Annotated in this window: 19 protein-coding genes, 2 tRNA genes, 2 other RNA genes and 3 pseudogenes; 11 read left to right on the top strand and 15 right to left on the bottom strand. The window is 50.7% G+C overall.

All coding sequences use genetic code 11. The features are described from left to right. Positions 1-97 precede the first annotated feature (97 nt). Both WFN75_RS08395 and WFN75_RS08400 read right to left on the bottom strand, forming a co-directional pair. Positions 98-545: pseudogene (locus tag WFN75_RS08395) on the bottom strand (phage virion morphogenesis protein). Continuing rightward, a pseudogene (locus WFN75_RS08400) lies at positions 538-1,003 on the bottom strand (phage tail protein). Before WFN75_RS08400 ends, WFN75_RS08395 begins: the two co-directional pseudogenes overlap by 8 nt. A 13-nt stretch (positions 1,004-1,016) precedes the next feature. Between WFN75_RS08400 and WFN75_RS08405 the strand changes: the two are divergent. Beyond that, positions 1,017-1,253: pseudogene (locus tag WFN75_RS08405) on the top strand (tyrosine-type recombinase/integrase); the annotation flags it as partial. 74 nt (positions 1,254-1,327) lie between these two features. On the opposite strand, the gene leuE reads toward WFN75_RS08405, so the two are convergent. From leuE to WFN75_RS08415, 3 genes are all read right to left on the bottom strand, one after another. Continuing rightward, positions 1,328-1,963, bottom strand: a complete 636-nt coding sequence (gene leuE / locus WFN75_RS08410; protein ID WP_336996016.1) for a leucine efflux protein LeuE — start codon at positions 1,961-1,963, stop codon at positions 1,328-1,330. An 82-nt stretch (positions 1,964-2,045) separates the two neighbouring features. Continuing rightward, on the bottom strand, positions 2,046-2,177 hold the full coding sequence (locus WFN75_RS22650) for a KPN_01571 family protein (protein WP_212475710.1): 132 nt from the start codon (positions 2,175-2,177) through the stop codon (positions 2,046-2,048). Between the two features lie 134 nt (positions 2,178-2,311). Beyond that, positions 2,312-2,485 carry a YciY family protein gene (locus WFN75_RS08415; protein ID WP_154298803.1) on the bottom strand — a complete coding sequence of 58 codons (174 nt, stop codon included), beginning with the start codon at positions 2,483-2,485 and terminating at the stop codon, positions 2,312-2,314. A gap of 141 nt (positions 2,486-2,626) precedes the next feature. Here WFN75_RS08415 and cls point away from each other — a divergent pair, with 141 nt between their 5' ends. Next, positions 2,627-4,087, top strand: coding sequence for a cardiolipin synthase (gene cls / locus WFN75_RS08420; RefSeq protein ID WP_336996017.1), 1,461 nt, complete (start codon positions 2,627-2,629; stop codon positions 4,085-4,087). 33 nt (positions 4,088-4,120) lie between these two features. Further along, positions 4,121-4,450, top strand: coding sequence for an HI1450 family dsDNA-mimic protein (locus WFN75_RS08425; RefSeq protein WP_040075277.1), 330 nt, complete (start codon positions 4,121-4,123; stop codon positions 4,448-4,450). A 45-nt stretch (positions 4,451-4,495) separates the two neighbouring features. On the opposite strand, the gene oppF is transcribed toward WFN75_RS08425, so the two are convergent. The 6 genes from oppF to WFN75_RS08455 form a co-directional block, all read right to left on the bottom strand. Beyond that, positions 4,496-5,500, bottom strand: a complete 1,005-nt coding sequence (gene oppF, locus WFN75_RS08430; protein ID WP_040075276.1) for a murein tripeptide/oligopeptide ABC transporter ATP-binding protein OppF — start codon at positions 5,498-5,500, stop codon at positions 4,496-4,498. Further along, on the bottom strand, positions 5,497-6,510 hold the full coding sequence (locus WFN75_RS08435; RefSeq protein ID WP_046885200.1) for an ABC transporter ATP-binding protein: 1,014 nt from the start codon (positions 6,508-6,510) through the stop codon (positions 5,497-5,499). The genes oppF and WFN75_RS08435 overlap by 4 nt, the downstream gene beginning before the upstream one ends. 11 nt (positions 6,511-6,521) lie before the next feature. Beyond that, positions 6,522-7,430 carry an oligopeptide ABC transporter permease OppC gene (gene oppC / locus WFN75_RS08440; RefSeq protein WP_040075274.1) on the bottom strand — a complete coding sequence of 303 codons (909 nt, stop codon included), beginning with the start codon at positions 7,428-7,430 and terminating at the stop codon, positions 6,522-6,524. Between the two features lie 14 nt (positions 7,431-7,444). Continuing rightward, positions 7,445-8,365, bottom strand: coding sequence for an oligopeptide ABC transporter permease OppB (oppB, locus tag WFN75_RS08445; protein WP_040075273.1), 921 nt, complete (start codon positions 8,363-8,365; stop codon positions 7,445-7,447). A gap of 85 nt (positions 8,366-8,450) precedes the next feature. After that, positions 8,451-10,082 (bottom strand): oligopeptide ABC transporter substrate-binding protein OppA, encoded by a 1,632-nt coding sequence (gene oppA / locus WFN75_RS08450; protein WP_046885199.1) that lies wholly within the window; start codon positions 10,080-10,082, stop codon positions 8,451-8,453. Between the two features lie 773 nt (positions 10,083-10,855). After that, positions 10,856-11,503, bottom strand: a complete 648-nt coding sequence (locus WFN75_RS08455) for a YchE family NAAT transporter (RefSeq protein ID WP_040075272.1) — start codon at positions 11,501-11,503, stop codon at positions 10,856-10,858. Between the two features lie 476 nt (positions 11,504-11,979). Here WFN75_RS08455 and adhE point away from each other — a divergent pair, with 476 nt between their 5' ends. Further along, a complete protein-coding gene (adhE, locus tag WFN75_RS08460; protein WP_336996018.1) occupies positions 11,980-14,655 on the top strand; it encodes a bifunctional acetaldehyde-CoA/alcohol dehydrogenase in 2,676 nt (891 codons plus the stop codon). Between the two features lie 74 nt (positions 14,656-14,729). Here the strand turns inward: adhE and tdk are convergent, their stop codons facing one another. Beyond that, entirely contained in the window at positions 14,730-15,344 is a 615-nt protein-coding gene (tdk, locus tag WFN75_RS08465) for a thymidine kinase (protein WP_040075270.1), read from the bottom strand. Between the two features lie 523 nt (positions 15,345-15,867). On the opposite strand from tdk, the gene hns reads away from it, so the two are divergent. Continuing rightward, a complete protein-coding gene (hns, locus tag WFN75_RS08470) occupies positions 15,868-16,281 on the top strand; it encodes a histone-like nucleoid-structuring protein H-NS (protein WP_040075269.1) in 414 nt (137 codons plus the stop codon). Between the two features lie 166 nt (positions 16,282-16,447). Here hns and galU read toward each other — a convergent pair whose 3' ends face one another. From galU to rssA, 3 genes are all read right to left on the bottom strand, one after another. Beyond that, positions 16,448-17,356 carry a UTP--glucose-1-phosphate uridylyltransferase GalU gene (gene galU / locus WFN75_RS08475; RefSeq protein ID WP_040075268.1) on the bottom strand — a complete coding sequence of 303 codons (909 nt, stop codon included), beginning with the start codon at positions 17,354-17,356 and terminating at the stop codon, positions 16,448-16,450. Between the two features lie 199 nt (positions 17,357-17,555). Then, positions 17,556-18,569, bottom strand: a complete 1,014-nt coding sequence (gene rssB, locus WFN75_RS08480) for a two-component system response regulator RssB (RefSeq protein ID WP_040075267.1) — start codon at positions 18,567-18,569, stop codon at positions 17,556-17,558. Between the two features lie 93 nt (positions 18,570-18,662). Then, on the bottom strand, positions 18,663-19,565 hold the full coding sequence (rssA, locus tag WFN75_RS08485) for a patatin-like phospholipase RssA (RefSeq protein ID WP_207291874.1): 903 nt from the start codon (positions 19,563-19,565) through the stop codon (positions 18,663-18,665). 113 nt (positions 19,566-19,678) lie between these two features. Between rssA and WFN75_RS08490 the strand changes: the two genes are divergently transcribed. The 6 genes from WFN75_RS08490 (at position 19,679) to WFN75_RS08515 (ending at position 21,736) form a co-directional block, all read left to right on the top strand. Then, positions 19,679-20,137 (top strand): YchJ family protein, encoded by a 459-nt coding sequence (locus WFN75_RS08490; RefSeq protein ID WP_336996244.1) that lies wholly within the window; start codon positions 19,679-19,681, stop codon positions 20,135-20,137. Between the two features lie 47 nt (positions 20,138-20,184). After that, complete coding sequence (gene purU, locus WFN75_RS08495; protein WP_040075264.1) at positions 20,185-21,027, top strand: formyltetrahydrofolate deformylase; 843 nt, start codon at positions 20,185-20,187, stop codon at positions 21,025-21,027. A gap of 156 nt (positions 21,028-21,183) precedes the next feature. Then, a tRNA-Tyr gene (locus tag WFN75_RS08500) sits at positions 21,184-21,268 on the top strand. A gap of 43 nt (positions 21,269-21,311) precedes the next feature. Then, positions 21,312-21,443, top strand: a non-coding RNA gene (locus tag WFN75_RS08505) — RtT sRNA. 34 nt (positions 21,444-21,477) lie between these two features. Next, a tRNA-Tyr gene (locus WFN75_RS08510) sits at positions 21,478-21,562 on the top strand. A 43-nt stretch (positions 21,563-21,605) separates the two neighbouring features. Then, positions 21,606-21,736: non-coding RNA, RtT sRNA (locus WFN75_RS08515), on the top strand. The last annotated feature ends 48 nt before the right edge of the window (positions 21,737-21,784 follow it).

Here is a 21,784-nt window from a genome sequence, read left to right on the forward strand (position 1 = left end):
CATCTAGAATGGCCAATCAGTGCAAAAAATCACTTTAAAGTCAATGCCAGCGTCTCGCCCTCAGAATCACCTAAATAAGCAGAACGTAAAGAAGGATTTATCGGCTCAAATGGCTTATAACCAAGCTTTCAATAAAATGCTGCTCGACGCGAGTAACCCCAAGTAACTGGCGTTCCGGATATTGCACATCCCACGGTGAGGGTTTGGCCGATCTTTTAGTCCATAATGATGAACCCGCGCGATACGCTGCACTTTGCCGATAAATTCCACTACTGCACTGTTATCACGGCCACTGGCTTTATGTACCGGCTCGTGCGCAACTTCTGAAACATCGCCCTTTTGATTCGCCCCGTCTTTGCCCTCAGCGGCTGACGCTTTCGCGCCTGATAGGGTGAGCCGTCTGGGGCTTTCTGCTGTTTAATCCGTTGCTGTTGCGCAGTTCTGAGTTGCTTCGCAATTTAATCGGCGAGTTTCCGACGCCCTGCAGGTGACAGAGAGGCAATCAGCCCGGCTAGCCGATCGTCAAAGGGTTTTAAATCACTCATCCCACTTGCTCACCAGCTCGCCGTTGTTATACAGCTCTTTTGGCGGGGTAACTGGTTCAGGCAATGGCGGCTCCGGGGCATAGCTGACATGCAGCGCGTCGTTTTCCTCTTTGATGATGGTGCGCTCGGTAAGCTGCAGGCTGATACTGATATCAACGTTGTCACCGTCGTTTAAATCCCTTGGAAGCGATAGCTTTTTTCCTCCTCTCATCCAGCGTGCAGATATCCGGCTGGTTTTCTCTGAGCCACGCCGCCACCGGCACGAATATCAAATCCGGGTCGCCGACAAAATCACACACGAGCACATTCAGGGTGTAAACCTTCTCGTGTGACAGCGAGGCCGCGAGGCGCGCATCGATATTCCCTTCGTCGGCGAAGATGCGCATCATTTCCGGGTTGGTTTTTAGCTGCGGCACGGCGTCAGTTAAGGCTTTGCGCAGGCTGCGTGCTTTCTTCATCGATTTTATCCTACATGCGTTACGGCACTCTTTCACCACGCAATTTATGATTAACGGGGGCAACATCATCACATTGCAGAGAATCTTGGGTCATACGAAAATTGCACAGACGATGGTCTACGCGCACTTCGCTCCTCAGTACCTGCAGGATGCGATTTCGCTGAATCTGTTGAAAGGTGCGGATGGTCGTCAGGGTGCCCACAATGCGTCCACACCCTCGCCGTTTATTATGTCTTTTGACTGCTTGTAGTAAAACGTGAAGCCTTATCTGCCGCGGCTTTCCAGCTAGTCAGACATTAAAAAGGCTCCCGAGGGAGCCTTGAATCACTGCAGCGATGCCAGCCTGGCAGCAAAACCAACAAACAACAGCCCGATTAAACCGTTGCCCAATTTGGCCAGTTTCTTTTTGGTTTTCAGATAACGGGTGACAAATGCCCCTGAGAAGATCAAAAAGCTCATATAAATAAAGCTAATCAGCTCCAGCGTCAGTGCCAGAATCATAAAAGAGACGCCGGTATGTTTGGCGTTGACATCAATAAACTGCACAAAGAAGGAGACATAAAACAGAATCGCTTTCGGGTTGGTCATACTCAATACCAGCGAGCGTTTCATGATCATTTTTGCCGGCTCCGCGCTGCCGGATTCGCCCTGCTGCTTATGCGTAATAACTGACCAGAGGATTTTTCCACCGAGCCACAATAAATAAAAAGCGCCCATATAGCGAACCACGTTAAAGAGAACCGGGGTCGTCTGAATCAAGGCTGCCACGCCCGCCCAGGCGAGGAACATCAGTACCGCATCACCAATAAAAACGCCACTTGCTGCAAGGTATCCCTTCTTCACACCGTGCCCAATTCCGGTTTTCAGCACAAACAGCGTATTAGGCCCGGGCACCAGTACGATAAAAATCGCACCGACGACATAAGTCCAAAAATTCACCACACCAAATTCTGCAAACACCTTTCACTCCTGTTGAAATTGCATAACCCGGCTATCTCCGGGTGACACCTGACTGACGAAGAGACGTTTTTTAACAACGCGCTTATATCGTCATGCAATGCGCCGAGAGGGTCAAAATATAGTCAATAAAGGCCGGTAAAGATGGCTGTTGTGTATATTCCCTCAACGCATCCACGATAAATAACGCAATAATTACCCAGAGAAATGGATTCATTGTTGTTATATCTGCGATACGGGGGCTATATCATACAGCAGCGGGCAAGGAAATTAACCCGATTAAGCGAAACGGTGGGAAAACTTAAAGGGTGAAGAGAACATCGGGCACCGCTGAGGGTGCCCTGGTATCGTTCACTGAATCTGAACGGCGAACAACAACGAATTTCGTTGGCGGTTCACACTGCATTTCCTGATGGCGTGGATACGCATATTGCGGCGGGATTGTGCTTCCAGCCACCGCGACTTGCGGCGGCTGCTCTGTCGCAACATGCGCCAGCGCCCTACTTCAGTTTTACTGCGCTTCATGTTTACAACTCTTGCCTTAACAGAGGCGCCATTATAGACCCTTACCAGACGCAAACCAGCGCTTTTATCTGCCGTTTTTATTTGCCAGAAAAATCCTGATGCGTAAACTCATAACAATACGCTTTCAAAAGGATTTTTTTTATGACGACCTTCTACACCGTGGTGAGTTGGCTGGTCATTCTGGGATACTGGCTGGTGATAGCCGGGGTAACGCTGCGCATACTGATGAAGCGCCGCGCCGTGCCGTCCGCGATGGCCTGGCTGTTGATTATCTATATTCTGCCTCTGGTGGGGATTATCGCTTATCTCTCCGTCGGGGAGCTGCACCTGGGGAAGCGTCGCGCCGAGCGTGCCCGTGCCATGTGGCCCTCGACGGCAAAATGGCTGAACGACCTTAAAGCCTGCAATCATATCTTTGCCGAAACCAACAGTGACGTGGCGTCGTCCCTGTTTAAATTGTGCGAACGTCGCCAGGGGATCGCCGGCGTCAAGGGCAATCAGCTGCAGCTGCTGACCTCTTCCGACGATGTCATGAACGCGCTAATCAGAGACATTCAGCTCGCCCGGCATAACATCGAAATGGTCTTCTATATCTGGCAACCCGGCGGTATGTCTGACCAGGTGGCGGAGTCGCTGATGGCCGCGGCCCGTCGAGGCATCCACTGCCGCCTGATGCTCGACTCCGCAGGCAGCGTCGCCTTCTTCCGTAGCCCCTGGGCTGCGATGATGCGCAATGCCGGCATCGAAGTCGTGGAGGCGCTGAAAGTCAACCTGTTGCGTGTGTTCTTACGCCGCATGGACCTTCGCCAGCATCGAAAAATGGTGCTGATCGATAATTACATCGCCTATACCGGCAGCATGAATATGGTTGATCCCCGCTTCTTTAAACAGGACGCGGGTGTCGGCCAGTGGGTCGATTTGATGGCGCGTATGGAAGGCCCCGTCTCCACGGCCATGGGGATTGTCTACTCTTGTGACTGGGAAATCGAAACCGGTAAACGTATTCTGCCCCCGCCGCCAGATGGCAATATCATGCCGTTCGAAGAGGCCAGCGGGCACACCATTCACACCATCGCCTCCGGCCCCGGCTTCCCGGAAGATCTGATCCATCAGGCCCTGCTTACCGCTGCCTACTCGGCGCGTGAGTACCTGATTATGACGACGCCCTACTTCGTGCCGAGCGACGACCTGCTGCATGCCATCTGTACCGCAGCGCAGCGCGGGGTTGATGTGAGCATTATTCTGCCGCGGAGAAACGATTCGGTTCTGGTGGGCTGGGCCAGCCGTGCCTTCTTTAGCGAACTGCTGGCCGCCGGGGTGAAAATCTACCAGTTTGAAGGCGGCTTACTGCATACCAAGAGCGTCCTGGTCGATGGCGAACTGAGCCTGGTGGGGACGGTGAACCTCGATATGCGCAGTCTGTGGCTCAATTTTGAAATCACGCTGGTCATTGATGACGCCGGTTTTGGCGGCGATCTGGCGGCTGTCCAGGACGACTACATCTCCCGCTCTCGCCTGCTGGATGCGCGCCTGTGGATGAAACGTCCGCTGTGGCAGCGAATTGCCGAACGACTGTTTTACTTCTTTAGTCCGTTGCTGTAAAACGTGCCCAACGATGTTAAACAGGTAGTCATCATGGAAATGGATCTGAACAATCGCCTGACCGAAGACGAAACGCTCGAGCAGGCTTACGATATTTTTCTCGAACTGGCGGTTGATAACCTCGATCCCGCAGACGTTATTCTTTTCAATCTGCAGTTCGAAGAGCGCGGCGGCGCAGAGCTGTTTGATCCGTCAGAAGACTGGGCCGAGCATGTCGATTACGACCTCAACCCGGACTTCTTCGCCGAAGTGGTGATTGGCCTGGCAGATGAAGACGGCGGCGAAATTAACGATATTTTTGCCCGCGTTCTGCTGTGCCGGGAAAAAGACCATAAGCTTTGCCACATTCTCTGGCGCGAATAAAAGAAAAAGGCTGCGATAGCAGCCTTTTTTATTGATGGTGTTCGCTTAGAGCGGGTCAACCTTCAGACAAGAGACCGCGTGGCGGAAGCTCCCTTCCAGCACCGGGCGCGTTTTAGCACACTCCGGTCCGGCTATCGGGCAGCGCGTACGGAACACGCAGCCAGACGGCGGATTAATCGGGGATGGCAGTTCACCTTCCAGCAACTGAATACTTTTGTTCTTCTCCAGATCCGGATCGGGTACCGGCACCGCCGACATCAGCGCTTTGGTGTAAGGGTGCAGCGGATTGTGGTACACCTCATCGTAGGTGCCCAGCTCAACGGCGTGGCCTAAATACATGACCAGAACGCGGTCAGAGATGTGCTTCACCACCGCCAGGTCGTGGGCAATGAAGATCAGCGACAGCCCCATCTCGCGCTGCAGTTTTTGCAGCAGGTTAACCACCTGCGCCTGAATAGAGACGTCCAGCGCCGACACCGGTTCATCACAGATAATCAGCTTCGGCTCAAGGATCAGCGCGCGGGCAATCCCGATACGCTGACACTGGCCGCCAGAAAACTCATGCGGGTAGCGGTTGATCAGGTTTGGCAGCAGCCCTACTTTCATCATCATCGCTTTTACGCGGTCACGCACTTCGGTGCGCGGCATTTTTGGATGATAAGTACGCAGCGGCTCAGCGATGATTTCGCCGATGGTCATACGCGGGTTCAGCGAGGCCAGCGGATCCTGGAAAATCATCTGGATATCGCTGCGCACATTGCGCCACTCTTCCGGCTTCATTCCCAGCAGATCTTTACCAAGCCAGGCAACCTTGCCGTCGGTAGCTTTCACCAGGCCAATGATGGCACGGGCGAACGTCGATTTACCGCAGCCCGACTCCCCTACCACGCCCAGGGTTTCGCCTTCATACAGACGCAGCGTGACGCCATCTACCGCTTTCAGCGTTTTTGGCGGCTGCCAGAACCACTGTTTGCCATCCTTGATGTCGAAGTGCACCTTCAGATCGGCGATTTCGAGCAATACGTTTCTTTTTTCGTCGATAGCGTTCATACCAGCTCCTCGTACGGCTTAAAGCAGGCGCGTAGACGGCCTGGTGCAAATTCCACCAGCGGTGGAGCGCTGTTACAGATCTCCATCGCATGCGGGCAGCGCGGCTGGAACGGACAGCCTTTCGGCAAGCGCAGCAGGTTTGGCGGGTTGCCCGGGATGGTTAACAGAGATTCACCCTCTGCATCGAGACGTGGTACAGCATTCAACAGACCGATAGAGTAAGGGTGCGCGGGTTGATAGAAGACATCGCGCGCTTTGCCATACTCCATGGTACGGCCGGCATACATCACCAGTACCTTATCGCAAATACCTGCCACAACCCCCAGGTCGTGGGTGATCATGATGATCGCGGTATTGAACTCACGCTTCAGTTCATTCAACAGGGTCATGATCTGCGCCTGCACAGTCACGTCCAGAGCTGTTGTCGGTTCATCGGCAATCAGCAGCTTAGGCCGGCAGAGCAGCGCCATAGCGATCATCACACGCTGACGCATCCCGCCAGAGAACTCGTGCGGGAACATGCGCATACGCTTACGCGCTTCGGGCATTTTCACCGCATCGAGCATTTTGACGGACTCTTCAAACGCTTCGGCTTTGCCCATCCCTTTGTGCAGCATCAAGACTTCCATCAGCTGCTCGCCCACACGCATGTAGGGGTTCAGGGAGGTCATCGGATCCTGGAAAATCATCGAAATCTGCTCGGCACGAAGCTTGTTCAGCTCCTGCTCAGGCAAATTCAGGATCTCCCGGCCGTTGAATTTAGCAGAACCGCCAATAACGCCGTTCGCCGCCAACAGGCCCATCAGCGCAAATGCCGTCTGGGACTTACCGGAACCCGACTCACCTACGATGCCCAGCGTCTCACCGGCACGCAGGCTGAAATTGAGATCGTTTACCGCAGTCACATCGCCATCAGGGGTTTTAAAGGTGACGCGCAGATCTTTTACGTCCAGCAGCGCGTTATCCTGCTGCTGTGCAATGGGTGCAGATGCCGTTTCAATAATTGTCATCACGGCGCTCCTTAGCGGTCTTTCGGATCGAGGGCATCACGCAGGCCATCGCCGATAAAGTTGAAACAAAACAGCGTCACGACCAGGAAACCAGCCGGGAACAGCAGCAGCCACGGTGAAACCTCCATGGAGTTGGCGCCATCGCTAAGCAACGCGCCCCAGCTGCTAAGCGGCTCCTGGGTACCCAGGCCGAGGAAGCTCAGGAAAGATTCGAACAGAATCATGCTTGGTACCAGCAGCGAGGCGTACACCACCACCACGCCGAGCACGTTCGGCACAATGTGGCGCACCACGATATTGCCGGTAGAAACACCGCCAACCTGGGCCGCTTCGATGAACTCTTTACGCTTCAGGCTCAGGGTCTGACCACGCACAATACGCGCCATGTCCAGCCATGACACCATCCCGATCGCCACGAAGATCAGCAGGATGTTCTGACCAAAGAAGGTCACCAGCAGGATCACGAAGAACATAAACGGGAAGGAGTTAAGAATTTCCAGCAGACGCATCATTACCGAGTCCACTTTTCCGCCAAGATAGCCAGAAAGTGAACCGTACAGGGTACCGAGGATCACCGCGACGAAGGCTGCGGCAATACCCACCATCAGCGAGATACGACCCCCGATGGCTACGCGCACCAGCAAATCTCGCCCGGAGGAGTCGGTACCAAAATAGTGGCCCGATTCCGCATCAGGGGCGCTGGACATCATGCCCCAGTCGGTATCGAAATAGGTGAATTGCGACAGCATTGGCGCCAGCGTGACGAACAGGGCAATGAGCACCAGCACAATCAGACTGGCAACCGCCGCGCGGTTGTGCATAAAGCGACGGCGAGCATCCTGCCACAGGCTGCGTCCTTCCACTTCCAGCTTTTCACTGAAGTTTTCCAGCGCCTCGCTATTTTTCTTACTTAACATCATCGCGAGCTCCAGGATCAGTAGCGAATTTTCGGATCGATAACGGCATAGAGCACATCGACGATCGCGTTAAAGAGAATAGTCAGCGCACCGACGAGAATGGTCAGGCTCAGCACCAGCGAGTAGTCACGGTTAAGCGCACCGTTAACAAACAGCTGGCCGATACCCGGCAGACCATAAATGGTTTCGATAACCATTGAGCCGGTGATAATGCCGACAAACGCCGGACCTAAGTAGGAGAGCACGGGCAACAGCGCAGGTTTCAAAGCGTGACGGAAAATGATCCGACGCATTGGCAGCCCTTTCGCACGCGCAGTACGGATGAAGTTAGAGTGCAGAACTTCAATCATTGAACCACGGGTGATACGCGCAATACTGGCGATATAAGCCAGTGACAACGCCACCATTGGCAAAATCATGAATTTCAGTGCCCCGCCGTTCCAGCCGCCGCCGGGCAGCCATTTCAGCGTGATAGCGAATATCATGACCAGTAACGGCGCCACGACAAAGCTCGGTATGACGACCCCGGTCATTGCCACCCCCATTACTGCATAATCCCATTTTGAGTTTTGTTTAAGCGCGGCGATGACGCCGGCAGTGACGCCGAGAACCAGAGCCAGCAAGAATGCTGCAGCGCCTAATTTAGCCGAAACGGGGAAGCTCGAGGCCACCAGATCGTTTACGGAATAGTCTTTATATTTAAATGACGGTCCAAAATCGCCGTGCGCCAGCTGCTTCAAATAATTGAAGTACTGGGTGGAGATCGGATCGTTTAAATGATATTTCGCCTCGATATTGGCCATTACCTCTGGCGGTAATGTACGTTCACCGGTAAATGGACTCCCCGGCGCGAGACGCATCATAAAGAAGGAGATCGTAATAAGGATAAATAGTGTTGGAATCGCTTCAAGACAGCGACGTAGGATAAATTTCAACATTGCCCGTACCTTCTGGCGTGTGCCTATATAGTGTCACGATGATTAGACACAGTGGGGCGAGCGCTGCCCGCCCCACTTATTGCCATTAATGCTTGATAATATACAAGTTTTTAACGTAGATATTATCCATCGGGTCTTTACCGGTATATCCACCTACCCACGGTTTCACCAGACGGGCGTTCACGTAGTAGTAGACCGGCACAATCGCGGAGTCTTTATCCAGTTGCTGTTCAGCTTTGGAGTAGAGCTCGGAACGCTGGGCTTCGTCAGTCGCTTTCAGCGTATCGCCAATCAGCTTGTCGAACGCTGGGCTCTTATAGTGTGCCGTGTTGTTCGAGCTGTCGCTCAGCATTGTGTTCAGGAAGGAAGTCGGTTCGTTATAGTCTGCACACCAGCCAGCACGCGCCACATCGAAGGTGCCCTGATGGCGGCTATCCAGGAAGGTTTTCCACTCCTGGTTTTCCAGCTTCACGTTCGCACCCAGGTTCTTTTTCCAGATGGAAGAGACGGCGATAGCCAGTTTCTTGTGCAGGTCAGAAGTGTTGTATAGCAGGCTGAAGGACAACGGCTTGTCAGCGGTAAAGCCCGCTTCGGCCAGCAGTTTCTTCGCTTCTTCGTTACGTTTTTCCTGAGACCAGCCAAACCACTCAGGCTGAGTCAGTTTCGCGCCATCAGTATACGGAGGGGTGTAGCTGTATGCCGGCAGATCGCCCTGGTTTTTCACCTTGTTAACGATAATGTCGCGATCCAGCGCCAGTTTCAGTGCGGTACGAACACGAACGTCATTGAATGGCGCTTTCTGGTTGTTGATTTCGTAATAGTAAGTACACAGATACGGGTCAACATGGACTTCAGCCGGGATCTCTTTCTTCAGTTTCTGGAACAGTTCGATCGGCATGTTGTTATAGGTCATGTCGATTTCACCGCTGCGATAGCGGTTAACGTCAGTCACTTCTGAAGAGATTGGCAGGTACGTTACCTGGTTAATAACGGTCTTGGCGTTATCCCAGTAGTTAGTGTTACGCACCAGGTCGATACGTTCGTTAACAACCCAGTCTTTCAGCTTATAGGCGCCGTTGGTCACGATATTTGCTGGCTGAGTCCACTTATCACCAAATTTCTCAACCGCAGCTTTTGGAACCGGGGAGACGGACGGGTGAACCAGAAGTTTGTAGAAGTACGGAACCGGCTCGCTCAGGGTCACTTCGAAAGTATTATCATCAAGCGCCTTAACGCCCAGATCGGTGACCGGTTTTTTGCCAGTGATGATGTCATCAATGTTGGCAATATGACCGTACTGCAGATAGCTCGCATACGGAGAGGCAGTGTTTGGATCTGCCAGGCGCTGCCAGCTATAGACGAAATCGTGTGCGGTAACAGGAGAGCCATCTGACCATTTCGCATCTTTACGCAGATGGAAGGTCCAGACTTTACCGTCTTTATTTTCCCATTTTTCAGCCACACCCGCTACCGGGTGGCCGTTTACATCAGAGACCAGCAGACCTTCGAAGAGATCGCGGTTAACGTTGGACTCAGGTACACCTTCAATTTTGTGCGGATCCAGAGACTGAACCTCGGCACCGTTGTTACGCACCAGCGTCTGTTTTTCCGCCAGTTGTACTCCAGCAGGAACGTCTGCAGCCATTGCAACGTTGCCTGCGATTAGCGCAGTCAAAATTCCCGCCGCTACCAGACTTTTTTTTGTGATGATGGACATTGTGTTGGTACTCCACTCATTATAATTACTGGTTTTTACCAGCCTGTTTAATTCCCCTGTTGGGGTTTCCTGACAACCCAGGAGTTTATGTGGCTGTCAGGTGTTTTTACTGCCTGCTATCACCGACTTTACTATTACCGGTGGTTCGTTCGACCACCTTATGTCGATTTTTCACACCCCTCTCCTGTCAGAGAGATGTATTTTTTTGTGAAAACGAAAACCTCAAATACAAATGATTCTCATCTTCGTGATATCTGCTGAAATTATAAGGCCGGAAAGTACCAAATGGCTGTAACCGGTGCCAATACATTTTGCAAATTTGTTAAGCAATTCTCTTTTACGAAAGATAATGACGCTTTGTGGGCTACCCTGCCGCGCATCGAAACCAGACAAATATTGCCAACTTTCAATGGGATAAAGAATGATGATGCACCCCGATCGTTATAAATCCAGAGGCGAGAGGCAATCTGTACAAAAAATTAACAACTGTCTATTTTTTAGCACATTCATCTACATGAATCATCAAATTACTAATATCATTTCATTAATCCCTCAGCAAGCCCCAGAGTATGGTGTGAGTAAAATAACAGGCTGGTTGCGTGCAATGTGAGCTTCAGAAGTGAGGATGTATAGACAAACTATTGAAAGTTAAGGGAACAAAATGATGAGTGGAAGTTCTTATCTTTCATGAAATTTTCAACTTTTATTATAGGATTTACTAATAATGATGAAAAAAAGCGAAGCCATTTGCTCCGCTCTTTCGTATGAAATAGTTATGACAAGAGTCCAGGGAATATCGACTTAATTCCAGTGACAATAAATTCAATACCCAGAGCCATTAACAATAACCCCATTATACGGGTAATCACGTTAATACCGGTCTGGCCCAGCAGACGAACCAGCCAGGGTGCCATGCGGAAGACGCCCCAACAACATAACGCAAACAGCGCAATGGCGAGGGAAAAGCCGATCAAGTGCATCCAGTTATGGTATCGGGTTCCCCAGACTATCGTTGAACTGATTGCCCCCGGCCCCGCCATTAAGGGCAGCGCCAACGGCACCACGCCAATACTTTCGCGTATCGCGGTTTCTGATTTCTCTTGTTTGTTCTGCTTATCTTCTCCGAGCTTGCCGCTGATCATCGACATCGCAATGGTAACCACCAGAATCCCGCCGGCGATCCTGAACGAATCGATGGAGATGCCAAAAATCTGCAATATGGAATCGCCAAGATAGAGCGAGGTCAGCAGGATGATCGCTACCGACATGTTCGCGGTAAGGTTAGTTTTGTTCCTCGCTACAGCCGACTGATAGCTGGTCATGCTGATAAAGACGGGAATGATACCGACCGGGTTAACTAACGCGAAAAGACCAATAAAAAATTTAAAATAAGTTTGAAAATCGAAGAGCGAGAGATCCACTGTTAGCTCCGGTAAAACGCAGTGCCTGAAAAATAAGGGCGGGGATAATAACCGCGCTGAAGATACGCTTTTTAGACCCAGACTTCATCACAATATTGCTCAATCCCTGGATTTAGGAATGTAAAATATTTGTATACTGAATGAGTCATTATGGTTCAATAATTTACGGAACTCATTAACACCTGATGAAATCACACGAAATGCCCCTGCTGAAAGGTATCAGCTTATGGATAAATTGATTTGGATCATGATTTTCGTACTCAGAAGTGAGTAATCTTGATTACGCCACCAGGGAGTTTCAATACTACTCAATAAGGTGTTGAAAGGAGGCTCTTTTAGTAAGTCAGGGGTTGCATAAACAAGATAAACCATTGATTTCAATGTGAGTTAAGCAAGTCACTTACGCACTGTCTATACTGTTTGTCGTGTCGAGCAGCTGATTTACTAAAAGAGTTTAACTTTATCAGGAGAGCATTATGGCTGTTACTAATGTCGCTGAACTTAACGCACTTGTAGAGCGCGTAAAAAAAGCCCAGCGTGAATATGCCAATTTCACCCAAGAACAGGTTGATAAAATCTTCCGCGCCGCCGCTCTGGCTGCTGCAGATGCTCGAATCCCTCTCGCTAAAATGGCCGTTGCCGAATCCGGTATGGGTATCGTTGAAGATAAAGTGATTAAAAACCACTTCGCTTCAGAGTATATCTACAACGCCTATAAAGATGAGAAAACCTGCGGGGTGCTGTCTGAAGATGACACCTTCGGCACCATCACTATTGCAGAACCTATCGGCATCATTTGCGGTATCGTTCCAACCACCAACCCAACCTCTACCGCTATCTTCAAATCGCTTATCAGCCTGAAGACCCGTAACGCAATTATCTTCTCTCCACATCCGCGTGCCAAAGATGCGACCAATAAAGCTGCAGATATCGTACTGCAGGCCGCTATCGCAGCGGGTGCACCGAAAGATTTAATCGGCTGGATCGATCAGCCTTCTGTTGAACTGTCCAACGCGCTGATGCACCACCCGGACATTAACCTGATCCTCGCGACCGGTGGTCCAGGTATGGTTAAAGCCGCTTACAGCTCTGGTAAACCTGCCATCGGTGTAGGTGCCGGTAATACCCCGGTCGTTATCGACGAAACAGCGGATATCAAACGTGCTGTGGCATCTGTACTGATGTCTAAAACCTTCGATAACGGTGTTATCTGTGCGTCTGAACAGTCTGTGGTTGTTGTTGATTCAGTATACGATGCCGTTCGCGAACGTTTTGCCAGCCACGGCGGCTACATGCTGCAGGGTAAAGAGCTGAAAGCCGTTCAGGACATCATCCTGAAAAATGGCGCGCTGAACGCGGCTATCGTAGGTCAGCCAGCGTATAAAATTGCTGAACTGGCAGGCTTTACCGTTCCGGCTTCTACCAAGATTTTGATTGGTGAAGTCACGGTTGTTGATGAAAGCGAGCCATTTGCGCACGAAAAACTTTCCCCTACTCTTGCCATGTACCGCGCAAAAGATTTCGACGACGCGGTAGAAAAAGCAGAGAAACTGGTGGCAATGGGCGGTATCGGTCATACCTCTTGCCTGTACACCGACCAGGATAATCAGCCAGAACGTGTTGCTCACTTCGGTCAGAAGATGAAAACCGCACGTATCCTGATCAACACCCCGGCTTCTCAGGGTGGTATCGGTGACCTGTATAACTTCAAACTCGCGCCTTCCCTGACTCTGGGTTGTGGTTCCTGGGGTGGTAACTCCATCTCTGAAAACGTTGGTCCTAAGCACCTGATCAACAAGAAAACCGTTGCTAAGCGAGCTGAGAACATGTTGTGGCATAAACTTCCGAAATCTATCTACTTCCGTCGTGGCTCACTGCCAATCGCGCTGGATGAAGTGATTACTGATGGCCACAAACGTGCGCTCATCGTGACTGACCGTTTCCTGTTCAACAACGACTATGCAGACCAGATTACCTCGGTACTGAAAGCGTCCGGCGTTGAAACGGAAGTGTTCTTCGAAGTTGAAGCGGATCCAACGCTGAGCGTGGTTCGTAAAGGTGCTGAACTGGCCAACTCCTTCAAACCAGACGTGATTATCGCGCTGGGCGGCGGTTCCCCGATGGACGCAGCAAAAATCATGTGGGTGATGTACGAGCATCCTGAAACCCACTTTGAAGAACTGGCGCTGCGCTTTATGGATATCCGTAAACGTATCTACAAGTTCCCGAAAATGGGCGTGAAAGCGAAAATGATCGCGGTAACCACCACGTCCGGTACCGGTTCAGAAGTGACTCCGTTTGCGGTTGTTACCGACGATGCAACTGGTCAAAAATATCCACTGGCTGACTATGCCCTGACTCCGGATATGGCAATTGTTGACGCCAACCTGGTGATGGACATGCCGAAATCGCTCTGCGCATTCGGCGGTCTGGATGCGGTCACTCACGCTCTGGAAGCATACGTCTCCGTACTGGCTTCCGAGTTCTCCGACGGTCAGGCCTTGCAGGCTCTGAAACTGCTGAAAGAGAACCTGCCAGCCTCGTATAACGAAGGGTCTAAAAACCCGGTAGCACGCGAGCGTGTCCACAGTGCAGCAACCATCGCCGGTATCGCGTTTGCTAACGCCTTCCTGGGTGTTTGCCACTCTATGGCGCACAAACTGGGCTCTCAGTTCCACATTCCTCACGGTCTGGCGAACGCCCTGCTGATTGGCAACGTTATCCGCTATAACGCCAATGACAACCCAACCAAGCAGACTGCATTCAGCCAGTACGACCGCCCACAAGCGCGTCGTCGTTACGCTGAAATTGCAGACCATCTGGGTCTGAGCGCACCGGGCGACCGCACTGCCGCGAAGATCGAGAAACTGCTGGCATGGCTCGACAGCATCAAAGCTGAACTGGGTATCCCTAAATCTATCCGCGAAGCCGGTGTTCAGGAAGCTGACTTCCTGGCTCACGTGGATAAACTGTCTGAAGATGCTTTCGATGACCAGTGTACTGGCGCTAACCCGCGTTACCCGCTGATCGCTGAGCTAAAACAGATTCTGCTGGATACTTACTATGGCCGCGAATACACCGAAGGTGAAACTGCTGCGCCTAAAGTTGAAATGCCAGTCAAGGCCGATAAGAAAGCGAAGAAAAGCGCTTAATTAACGGCCCAACAAAAAACCCGCCTTCTGGCGGGTTTTTTTATATATGGGGTTAATTGAGAATTGATTAAGTATTAACGGCGGTAGGCTTCTTGAATTGCGGTCAGGGAGCCTACTACCAGCGCGTCCTTATAATGCTTGCGGCATACCGATACGTAACGTTCGTTCCCCCCTATTACCACCTGCTCCCCTTCTGCATAAGGTTTACCATGCTGATCCAGACGCAGCACCATGCTCGCCTTACGTCCGCAGAAACAGATGGTTTTCAATTCCACCAGTTTATCTGACCATGCCAACAAATACTGGCTGCCAATAAACAACTCACCACGAAAATCCGTACGCAGGCCATAACAGAGCACGGGAATATCCAGTTCATCGACCACTTCTGAAAGTTCATGAACCTGCTGACGGGTTAAAAATTGGCTCTCATCGACCAGCACGCAGTGGATGGGCTGACGCGCATGTTCGGCGCGGATATCCTCCAGCAGGCTGGTCTGCGGGTTATAAAGCCGGGCGGGAGAAGAGAGTCCAATTCGTGAACTGACTTTACCGCTGCCAAAGCGATCGTCAATCTCAGCGGTATAGACGACAGTCCGCATCCCGCGTTCCTGGTAATTGTAGGAGGATTGCAGCAACGCCGTCGACTTACCGGCGTTCATTGCTGAATAGTAAAAATACAGTTGTGCCATTGGCCGTAAAACCCTAATGAATGTGTATTATTCCCGATGCGGCATTGTACCATATTTTGTCGGGGCATCCGTCTGGCCTTGCAACAGGCGGCATAGCCGCGCCGCGATGGAGTTGCTATTAAAATCTAAAATAAAGCGAATGGCATGTAACAAGAACCACTGTAAGTTCTGGAAAATGCAGTTATTTATTGCTTAATGTAATGCAGAAAAAATCCGAAATTAATTAAGAATTCCTAAGGATTACTGTCTATAACGCGCTAATACAAATGGTTGATATTTATCCCTGGAAACTATAATGCTGTGGGAACCGTCACAAAAGAAAGCGATTACCGTCAGGTTAAATCCGCATCTTTTGATAACTAACGTTGCTTTCAACTGAGTAAATTTAAGTTAGCGTATTTAATAATATCGTCAGATATTGGCTATTTTTTGAATTCCTTACATTCTGCCCTATTGCACATATCAATTTATGCCTCTATTATTACCTCAACAAACCCCACAATATAAGTTTGAGATTACTACAATGAGCGAAGCACTTAAAATTCTGAACAACATCCGTACTCTTCGCGCGCAGTCAAGAGAATGCACACTTGAAACGCTTGAAGAAATGCTGGAAAAATTAGAAGTCGTAGTTAATGAGCGTCGTGAAGAAGAAAATGCTGCTGCTGCAGAAATCGAAGAGCGTACTCGTAAACTGCAACAATATCGCGAAATGCTGATTGCTGATGGTATTGATCCTAACGAATTACTGAACAGCATGGCTGCGGCTAAATCTGGCACCAAGGCTAAACGTGCAGCTCGTCCGGCTAAATATAGCTACATCGATGAGAACGGCGAATCTAAAACCTGGACTGGCCAGGGCCGTACCCCAGCTGTTATCAAGAAAGCCATGGATGAACAAGGCAAACAGCTGGACGACTTCCTGATCAAGGAATAATTCAGAACGCTTTATAAAAAATCCCGCTTAAGGCGGGATTTTTTTATGCCCCTCTTTTATTGACAGAGACATCAGGTTACAGATTGTCTTATTAAGACTCATCCTGGTGGGCATAAAAAAAACCGGAGCCATGACTGGCACCGGTTTCAGAGGGGATAAAGCGAGCTTAGTTTTTAATACCCAGTGTCTCTTTCAACCAACCCTTGAATTCTTCACCCAGTGACTGGTGACGAATCCCATATTCTACAAACGCCTGCATGTAACCGAGTTTATTACCGCAGTCATGGCTCTTACCTTTCATATGGTAGGCTTCAACGGTCTCTTTCTCGATCAGCATATCGATACCGTCGGTCAGCTGAATTTCATCACCGGCGCCTGGAGGGGTTTTAGCCAGCAGCGGCCAGATTTCCGCACTCAGGACATAACGCCCTACCACCGCCAGATTAGACGGCGCTACGTCGGCTTTAGGCTTCTCTACAACGCCTACCATAGGTACGCTCTCGCCTGGCTGCAGCGCAATGCCTTTGCAGTCTACAACGCCGTATGCGGTTACGTCTTCGACAGGCTCAACCATAATCTGGCTGCTGCCGGTATCGTCGAAACGTTTGATCATTTCAGCCAGGTTATCCTGAGAAAGATCGGATTCAAATTCATCAAGGATAACGTCTGGCAGAATAACCGCGACAGGTTCATTACCTACAACCGGGTGTGCACACAGTACGGCATGACCCAGACCTTTTGCCAGACCCTGACGCACCTGCATAATAGTGACGTGAGGCGGGCAAATAGACTGAACTTCTTCCAGCAGCTGGCGCTTAACACGTTTTTCCAGCATGGCTTCAAGTTCAAAACTGGTATCGAAATGGTTTTCGATAGAGTTTTTGGATGAATGCGTTACCAGCACAATTTCAGTAATGCCAGCGGCAATACATTCATTGACCACATACTGGATTAATGGCTTATCAACGAGTGGCAGCATCTCTTTTGGAATTGCCTTCGTTGCCGGCAGCATACGGGTTCCTAACCCAGCAACCGGGATAACGGCCTTTGTGACTTTCGAATTTAGGGCAGCCATTGAAACTCTCCTGAACTGTTCAAGTTTTGAACTTATCTGCATAAATAACGCGTTTAGTATATCAGTCTCAGTTACCAGTCCGGGTCTGAAAAGGACGCGCTACCGATTAATTAGGATAAATACGAATGAAACTGGCAGTGATAGTAGCACTGCCCTTGAAACGACGGTAAAGCTATCTGTGGAGATATATTACAAATGCTTATTCCGTAGACAACATTAAGCGTAAACGGCCACCTGCCCCCCAAATTTGACACTGCCAGGATGCGCAGCGGTGACTTATTTGGTTTAGATAGGTATTTCCTAAAGTACCTAAAGGGACGCCGTTACTGACCTGAATATGATGTTCTCCAGTATTAAGCGTGGCATTAAGCCCAGCGGAGACCAAAATCAAATTTTTTAAACCGCTATGGTAATAACCCACCAGCAACGGGAATTGTCCCGGTAAATTTGCCTGACGCAGCAGCTGATTAACCTGTTTAAGCAAGCTGCCCAACTCGGGGAGCCGCTGCCGCTGATGAGAAAGCTGTTCTTGCAATAAACCGTTAAACAATGCGCGCAACAATAAAGCGGCCAGGACGCCATTATCCCCTGCGCGGGTAACATCCAGACAATAAAATGCCAGATCGTTATCCGATAACGGTGCAATATCCAGCACCAGCCCCGGCTTGTCGGCAGCAACCAGTTGGCGATAATTAACTTTGCACTCGGCGATGGTCTGCTGAACCGGAGGCTGTAACTCTTTCAGTAATTTCGCTGCCGCATGGGGGTTATTGACCAGTGCATCCCAGTCCTGGAAGAGGCGTTCTTCCTCTTCCACACGTGAATTGAACATATTGGGATAAAGGCAGGCGAAGACGGTTTCCCGCAGACGATTGAGATCTTTCACTGGTTTGAGCAGTACGTCCTGCACGCCCAGACGAAGCGCTTTCGCGATGTCAGCCATGTTCTCGGTGGCTGAAATCACCAGCACGGGCGTCTGATCGCCTTCATTGCGGAGGTGCTCGACGAGCGCCAGGCCATTCATACGCGGCATGGCGAGATCGCAGATCATCAGATCGGGCTTCATGCCCATCATAATTTCCAGTGCGTCGATACCATCACCGGCCAGTGCAGTTGTTGCACCTAACGATGAGAGCCAGGAGTCAAGCAGTGAACGGAAAACGGGCTCGTCTTCGACAATCAGGATATGTTTTCCGGCCAATGGTTGCGTCATGTTTTCTCCCCGGGCTGACAGTAGATCAATAGTGGCACGCTATCGGTACTATCGCCTGTCAGATTTTGCTGAAGTAATCAAAAAAAGGGGCGCTCAGTGTGTCGTGCGCACCAAAGGTATCAATTCATCCATTTTCTTTTCGACAGCTTGCACGCCTGCCGTAATGGCTGCTTCTGCCCGATGAAAATCGAGCGTCGAGATTTGCGGACAAAAAGGTTGAATCAGAATATCAGGTGGATCGCCCGCCATGCGGTTGCGTTTTAGGCGATTTTCTAGCACCTGGATGGAGGTCGTCATAATTTCCATTGCCGTAGGTGCCGCAACTAATTTACGCGCTGTAAAGCGTCCTAACCGTTCACGAAGGCGTTCATGCCATACTCGCTCCTCGCTACTGGTTTCATCAGAATGCGTGTTTACTGGCATCAGGTCTTGCTGCATAAGATGGGCATCATGCTGGAGATCAACGGCAATAACGATATCCGCGCCCATGGCGCGCGTCAGGGAGATAGGAATGGGGTTAACGACACCGCCATCCACCAGCCAGTAACCATTGTGCGGGACCGGTGCCATTAAGCCCGGCATACTGCAGGAGGCGCGCACGGCAAGGTGGATATCCCCTTCGGTGAACCAGAGTTCCCGGCCGGTGCTAAGGTTGGTGGCAACGGCGCCGAAGGGACGTTGGCAGTCGGCAAAGTCGCTCAGCGGCATAACCTGACGGTAGTGGTTGAAGACACGTTCACCGCGCAGTAACCCGCCACGTTGCCAGGAGAGATCCATCAGGCGCAGCACGTCCCAGTAGCTGAAAGAACGTACCCAGGTTTCCAGCTCGGGTAATTTGCCACAGGAGTACGCAGCACCCACCAGAGAACCAATCGAACAGCCTGCAACTATATCAATTTCGATACCAAGACGTTGTAAGGCATTGATCACACCTATATGCGACCAGCCCCGGGCCGCACCCGACCCTAAAGCCAGTCCAATTTTAACCTTTCTCATTCTTACCGTTTAGCGTCCCCTGGACTCCTGACAATGGCGTCATTGCAACCGCTCAGTTAACATAGTGCCACCCTGGCGTTTTCGCCGTTATTTTAGCTTTCAGGAAGAGAATGGTGTCTCAACTCTGTCCCTGTGGTAGCGCTCTCGAGTATAGCCTATGTTGCCAGCGATATCTTTCTGGTGAACAGGTTGCTCCTGATCCGTCACACCTTATGCGTTCACGTTACAGTGCTTTTGTGAGCCGTGACGCAAACTATCTGATAAAAACCTGGCATCCATCCTGTCAGGCTGAGACTTTTCGCCAGGAGATTGAAGCCGGTTTTGCTCATACCGAATGGCGCGGCCTCACCCTTTTTGACACGGCCAAAGGCCATGACGAAAACGAAGGTTTTGTCAGCTTTGTCGCCCGATTTTCCGAGCAGGGAAAAGCCGGGGCGATTATCGAGCGTTCCCGTTTCTTAAAGGAAGGGGGACAGTGGTACTATATTGATGGTACTCGTCCGCAGTTTGGCCGTAATGACCCCTGCCCCTGCGGATCAGGTAAAAAATTTAAAAAGTGCTGCGGGCAGTAGTCCCTGGCCACCTATAACAAGCCAACAATCAACAGGATTTACCGGCAATGCAATCAATTCAACGCAAAGTCTTGCGCACTATTTGTCCTGACCAGAAAGGTCTCATCGCCCGCATTACCAACATTTGTTACAAGCACGAACTGAATATTGTGCAAAATAATGAGTTTGTTGATCATCGCACCGGACGTTTCTTTATGCGTACCGAGCTGGAAGGGATTTTTAACGACGCCACGCTGCTGGCGGATCTTGATGGTGCGTTGCCGGAAGGTTCGGTTCGCGAGTTAACCCCAGCGGGTCGTCGTCGCATTGTCATTCTGGTCACTAAAGAGGCGCATTGTCTGGGTGATCTGCTGATGAAAGCGAACTACGGCGGGCTGGATGTGGAGATCGCTGCGGTAATTGGCAACCATGATACCCTGCGCACGCTGGTTGAACGTTTTGATATTCCTTTCCAGTTGGTCAGCCACGAGGGGCATACCCGCGAAGAGCATGATGCGTTAATGGCAGATGCCATTGATGCCTATAACCCGGATTACGTGGTTCTGGCGAAATATATGCGCGTATTAACCCCCTCTTTCGTGGCACGTTTCCCGAACAAGATTATCAATATTCACCACTCGTTCCTGCCTGCCTTTATCGGCGCGCGCCCTTATCATCAGGCCTATGAGCGTGGTGTTAAAATCATTGGCGCCACTGCACACTACGTGAACGATAACCTGGATGAAGGTCCTATCATCATGCAGGACGTGATTCATGTGAATCATACCTATACCGCAGAGGATATGATGCGTGCCGGACGCGATGTTGAGAAAAACGTCTTAAGCCGCGCGTTGTATCAGGTGCTGGCGCAGCGCGTGTTTGTCTACGGTAACAGAACAATTATTCTTTAATCCGTTGGGAAATGAATTGATTAGCTTTGCACCTTTACGGATAAAAAGCAGTCAAACAACGTCATTTACCTAAAGGAATGCTTTACAGGGGCGTCTCATTTGATATGATGCGCCCCGCTTCCAACAGGAAGCAGGCCAGTAATAGCATTACCCCGTGGTGGGGTTCCCGAGCGGCCAAAGGGAGCAGACTGTAAATCTGCCGTCATCGACTTCGAAGGTTCGAATCCTTCCCCCACCACCATTATTCACCACAGCAATGTGGTAACACCGGTGAGTTAACGTAAAGTTTGCGCTTATCGGGAAGGGTGAGAACCTTCGACTAAGGTTCGACTCTCGCGAAAGCGAGAGAACGTTGCAAAAAGCAACGGCCCGAAGGGTGAGGAGCGAAGCGACGAATAATCCTTCCCCCACCACCATCTTCACGCAGCACCTCAAAATAGTATTACCCCTGGTGGGGTTCCCGAGCGGCCAAAGGGAGCAGACTGTAAATCTGCCGTCATCGACTTCGAAGGTTCGAATCCTTCCCCCACCACCATCACTTACCTGTCGCTACAAACTTTCTCTTAGTTCAGTGCTCCATATTCTCCGAAACGGGAAGGATGAGAAGCTTCGACCAAGGTTCGATTCGAGCGAAGCGAGAAAGCGTTGCCGCAGGCAACGACCCGAAGGGCGAGGCGCAGCGCGCCGAGTAATCCTTCCCCCACCACCATCACTTACCTGTCGCTACAAACACTCTCTCAATTCACTGATGCACCAT

Origin of the sequence: Leclercia sp. UBA7405, assembly GCF_037152215.1 — a bacterium.
GTDB lineage: Bacteria > Pseudomonadota > Gammaproteobacteria > Enterobacterales > Enterobacteriaceae > Enterobacter > Enterobacter pneumoniae.